The sequence below is a fragment of the Streptomyces sp. NPDC060205 genome, assembly GCF_042728395.1.
Classification (GTDB): domain Bacteria; phylum Actinomycetota; class Actinomycetes; order Streptomycetales; family Streptomycetaceae; genus Streptomyces.
Window position 1 is genome coordinate 1 of sequence record NZ_JBHWZP010000514.1, and the last position, 4,678, is coordinate 4,678.

The 4,678-nt window shown below is 72.8% G+C and carries 5 protein-coding genes; 1 reads left to right on the forward strand and 4 read right to left on the reverse strand.

What is annotated here, in order from left to right:
- Window positions 1–42: 42 nt before the first annotated feature.
- Window positions 43–621: a TetR/AcrR family transcriptional regulator gene (locus ACFWGJ_RS42115; protein WP_387334245.1), complete on the reverse strand. Its 579-nt coding sequence runs from the start codon at window positions 619–621 to the stop codon at window positions 43–45.
- Window positions 618–980: a DUF1304 domain-containing protein gene (locus tag ACFWGJ_RS42120; RefSeq protein WP_387334246.1), complete on the reverse strand. Its 363-nt coding sequence runs from the start codon at window positions 978–980 to the stop codon at window positions 618–620. The genes ACFWGJ_RS42115 and ACFWGJ_RS42120 overlap by 4 nt, the downstream gene beginning before the upstream one ends.
- Window positions 981–1,114: 134 nt before the next feature.
- Here ACFWGJ_RS42120 and ACFWGJ_RS42125 point away from each other — a divergent pair, with 134 nt between their 5' ends.
- Window positions 1,115–1,612 carry a GNAT family N-acetyltransferase gene (locus tag ACFWGJ_RS42125; RefSeq protein WP_387334247.1) on the forward strand — a complete coding sequence of 166 codons (498 nt, stop codon included), beginning with the start codon at window positions 1,115–1,117 and terminating at the stop codon, window positions 1,610–1,612.
- Here the strand turns inward: ACFWGJ_RS42125 and ACFWGJ_RS42130 are convergent.
- Together ACFWGJ_RS42130 and ACFWGJ_RS42135 are read right to left on the reverse strand one after the other, a co-directional pair.
- Window positions 1,590–2,876: a PucR family transcriptional regulator gene (locus ACFWGJ_RS42130; protein WP_387334248.1), complete on the reverse strand. Its 1,287-nt coding sequence runs from the start codon at window positions 2,874–2,876 to the stop codon at window positions 1,590–1,592. The genes ACFWGJ_RS42125 and ACFWGJ_RS42130 overlap by 23 nt on opposite strands.
- Before the next feature lie 102 nt (window positions 2,877–2,978).
- On the reverse strand, window positions 2,979–4,418 hold the full coding sequence (locus tag ACFWGJ_RS42135) for an MFS transporter (protein WP_387334249.1): 1,440 nt from the start codon (window positions 4,416–4,418) through the stop codon (window positions 2,979–2,981).
- Window positions 4,419–4,678: the final 260 nt, after the last annotated feature.

Here is a 4,678-nt window from a genome sequence, read left to right on the forward strand (position 1 = left end):
GGGGAACTGCGCGAACGGCCCCCACCGGCCCGCAGCCGAATCTCATCCGTCACCCGCCCCCGCCCCCTCCCACCGCACCGCGTGCAGCGCGACAAGCAACCGCCACACCTTCTGTGCGACCTCCTCCGGGGAGCCCTCCACGAAACCGTGCAGCCAGTCCGCCAGGACCCCCGCGAACGCCGCGGCGACGGCGGAGGCGACGAGCGGAGCCTGCGGTGCCCCGGCGAGCTCACGTTCGGCGAGACTGCGGGCGCGCAGGTCCTGATGAAGGACGCGCCCCAGCGGACCTCCGCCCCCCGGGGCCAGCAGCGCGCGATACAGCAGGGCGTGTGGGGGGAGACTCGTGAAGAACCCGATCAGCGCGTCCGGCGCCGACCTTGGATCGGGCCTGCCCCGCCACGCGTGCAGCGCGTCCACGGCGTCGCGTACGACATCGGCGCAGGCGTCGACGGCCAGCGCCTCCAGGTCGGCGTAGTGCAGATAGAACGTGGCCCGGCCGACCCCGGCCGCGCGCACCAGCGAGGTGACGTTCACCTCGGTGAGCGGCCGCCTGGCGCACTCGTCGAGGAGGGCCCGGCGCAGCTTGGCCCGCGTGCGTTCGGCCCGGGGGTCGGAGATCACCGGGCGACGAGGACGGCGGCGAGGGCGAGCGCGCCGGGTAGGGCCTGCGCGAACAGGATGCGCCGGTTCGCGGTGGCCGCCCCGTACAGACCGGCGACGACCACGCACGCCAGGAAGAAGACCTGGGCCGCGAACCCCGTCGGATCGTCGGCGACCAGCCCCCAGATGAGCCCGGCGGCCAGAAACCCGTTGTAGAGCCCCTGGTTGGCGGCGAGCGGGGCGGTGGCCCGAGCCATCTCCGCATCGAACCCGTGCAGCCCGCGCCCCGGCTTCCGCTCCCACAGGAACATCTCCAGAACAAGGATGTACAGATGCAGGACGGCAACCAGCCCGACCAGCACGTTCGCGAGCGTCTGCATGGGGGATGGGCTCCTTCAAGGGTCGCGACAACCTGGACGGGCGTCCAAGTTCCTGGACGAGTGTCCACTATTCTTGGACACCTGTCCAGGAAGTGCCTCATCGTTGTCGTACCCGGGCGCTAACGTCCTGCTTCATGACTGATGACCGCGACAAGGCGACCGTCCGTACAGCGACCGTTCGCAGGGCCCGCCCCGACGACGTCCCGGCACTCGTCGCCTCCAGCGCGGCCCTGTTCGCCGAGGACGCAGGCACCCGCGACCCCTCGGTCGACATCAGCTGGCCGCTGGCGCACGGCGCCGAGCGGTTCGCCTCGGGTCTCGACGACCCGGCACGGCTCCTGCTCGTGGCCGAAAGCGGTGGGGAAGTCGTGGGGCATCTCGCAGGCGTCGTCGCGGAGGGGTCCGCGATGCGTCCGCTGAAAGTCGCCACCTTGCTCAGCCTGTACGTGCGTACGGCGCATCGCGGTACCCGGACCGGGGCGCGGCTCGTCGCCGGCTTTCTGGAGTGGGCGCGTGAACAGGGAGCCCAGCATGCGGAGGTGACGGCCTATGCGGCCAACCAGGACGCGATCCGGTTCTACGAGCGCAGCGGCTTCGGGGCGTACACGCTCACCCTCGGGCAGCCGTTGTGAGCGTCACCGCGCCCCCGGCCACCCGTCGCAAGTTCAGTGCGCGCAGTGCCAGTTGCATTTCGAACTGGGTCGTCGGGTCGTGGAGGCGGTCGCCGAACAGTTCGTCCAGCTGGCGCATGCGGTAACGGACCGTCTGGGGGTGGACGGCGAGCCGCGCGGCGACCTCGCTCGCGTTGTGGCCGCACTGGAGCCAGCTGAGCAGCGTCTCCGCGAGGCGTTCCCGCTGTGGCAGGCGCACGTCGTCCAGGGGACGCAGGTGCCGGTCGGCCATCGCGTCCACCAGGGCCTCGTCGCGGAACAGCAGCAGCGTGGCCAGATGGTCCCGGCAGCGCACCAGCTGCGTGTCGGGCAGCACGCCCCGCCGGGCCAGGTCCAGTGCCTCCGTGGCCCACCGCAGGGACCTGGCCCCTTCCTGGAGCGCGACGGTGGGGCCCATGGCGGCCCGTAACCCCTGCAGCGCCCCGGCGACGGCCCGGGCCCGGCCGGGGCCCTCGGGGTCGGGCACCACCAGCACGGCGGGATGCGCGTCGAACCGTGCCAGGAACTCCGGCGGCACGATGGGCGGCGGCCCCGCGGCCCGCGCGCCGCGGTCGACGACGACCACCGCCAGCGAGCGGGGCACCGGCCACTGCGCGGTGTGCGCCAGCTCCGTGACGGCCGCGACCGACGCGGGCGGATCCACGATCAGCAGATCGATCAGCCGCGTACGCCGCTGCCGCAGCTCGCCCGCCGCGTGCAGCCGCGCCTCCGTGTACCCGGTCGTCGTCGCGGCCGCCATCTCGTCGAGGTGCAGGAACAGCGCCTCCCCGAACGCGGCCAGCACATGACGGGGCAGCAGATCGGCGTCCACCAGGGCGTTGATACGGCGCCACGCCACCCGCGCTCCGAGCCGCAGGGCCGACTGGAACGCGTCGAGACTGCGCCCCTCGTCCGCCTCGCCCCGGCCGATGCGCTGGTACGTCGCCCGCACCGGCTCCCCGTCGCTGTCGGGCTCGGCCATCCGCTGCAGGAACCCCTGCAGGGCGTGCTCCACCCCTTGGTGCACGACCTGCATGTACGTGTCGTCCGTCGGCCGCGCGTACTCCGGGATCTCGGTCCTGATCGCCCGTACGACCTCTTCGGTGATGTCGGCGAAGAACGGTCTGAGCTGGGCGTGCAGTCCCGAGGGGAACGACTTGAACGGGCCGTCCACCGCCTCGGCGACGCCTGGGCCGGTCACGGTCGTCATCCCGGCCTCGCCCGCCGGTATGCGGAATCCGTTCACGCGGCGGCTCCTTCCGCATACGGGAAGTGGGGCACACCGACGTTACCCGCGCGGATTCTGCCCAGCTTCATCGCGGGCTGACAGTCACGCACCCGGGACTTGTCACTTCACGACAACCCCGGATCCGTCACCGGAGCGCGCCACGACCCGCCGTGGACGCCGGTGACGGCCGCGGCGGCGCAGCGTCAGCAGCGTGACCAGCGCGCCCGCCAGTACGCAGCACGCCGCGATCCGCAGCCCCCGGTCGTACCCCGCGAGGAAGGCCTCGCGCGGAGCGGCCCCGGAGCGCAGTTCGGCCCGCTCGCGCCGGGTGAGGACCACCCCCACCAGGACCACCCCGAACACCCCGGAGACCTCGCGTGCCGCGCTCACCAGGCCCGTCGCCATCCCCATCCCGTCCTCCGGGACCCGCAGCAGGGAACGAACCGTCAGGGGAGTGGTGAGCGCGGAACCCCAGCCGATCAGCAGCAGCCCCGGCTGCAGATCCCAGTAGCTGGCCCCCGCGCCCACGCCGGAGACGTACAGCAGGCCGACCGCGACCAGTCCGAGTCCGCCCGCGATCGAGACATGGGCGCCGAGCGCGCGGGCCGCCCGTTCGGCCATCGGTGTCCCGAGCAGCAGCGCGCCCGCCAGCGGCAGAAAGGCCAGCCCCGCCTCGGTGGGGGAGAAGCCGAGCACCCGCTGGAGGTAGAGGGCGGTGAAGAAGAACACCCCGTTGACCCCGATGCCCCACAGCACCTGCGCGAGGATCCCGCCGGTGAGGAACCGGTCGCGCAGCAGCCGCAGTTCGACGAGCGGCCGTGCGGTCCTGGCCTCCACGAGGACGAACACGCAGGCGGCGACCGCGGAGACGGCCAGGCACTGCGGGACGGGCGCGGCGGTGAAGCCGTGTTCCTGACCGCGTACGAGCCCGTACGTGAGGAGGTAGAGCGCGAGGACGGACAGCAGGACACCCGGCATGTCCGGACCGCCGCGGCGGGGCGCGGACCTGGCGGGCACGGCCGGCATCAGCAGCAGGGCCAGCACACCGAAGGGCACGTTCAGCGCGAACACCCAGACCCAGCCCCACCGTTCGGTGACGAAACCGCCCACCACGGGCCCCAGCGCCAGCGCCACGGCCAGGGCCGCCGTCCACAGTCCGACGGCCGTGGAGCGCAGTCGCGCGGGCAGGTCCACCGCGATGACGGCGAGCGAGGCCGGAATGATCAGCGCGGCGCCGACCCCCTGCACCGTACGGGCCGCGATCAGCGCGCCCCCGCTGTCCGCGAGGGCGCACGCCGCCGAGGACACCGTGAAGACGACGATCCCGGCGGCCAGCACCGGCCTGCGTCCGCACAGGTCGGTCAGCCGGCCGCCGGGCAGCAGCAGTGCGCCGAAACTGAGCACGTAGCCGGCGGCCACCCACTCCAGGTCCGGGACCGTCAGGCCCAGTTCGCGCTGCACGGTCGGCAGCGCGACGTTGATGACCGTGTTGTCGAGCGTCGTGATGAAGCCGGTCAGGGTGAGCAGGGAGAACAGTGCCGGCAGCCGTGCACGTCCCACCGGCCGCTCCTTCCGCCGTCGCATCCTTCGTCCGCACGGATTGTCGGCGGGCCGGGGGTGCCTGGGCTCTGGTCCACGGCGTGGAACCGGCACCACGTTTTTGTCAGGGAACTGACAGAACGCGCGAGTCGAACTGTCAGCACGTCCTCTAACCCGCCGGCGGCCCACGGGCGGAACCTGGGTCACCGCTCCAAGCCGGTCGCCCCTGCCGGACCGGTGTCCGACCACGGGCGGTGCCCGCCCCACCGGGCACCGCCCGC

Coding starts and splice junctions, on each gene's coding strand:
- ACFWGJ_RS42120 (WP_387334246.1), bottom strand. CDS start 980: ATGCAGACGCTCGCGAACGTGCTGGTCGGGCTGGTTGCCGTCCTGCAT.
- ACFWGJ_RS42125 (WP_387334247.1), top strand. CDS start 1,115: ATGACTGATGACCGCGACAAGGCGACCGTCCGTACAGCGACCGTTCGC.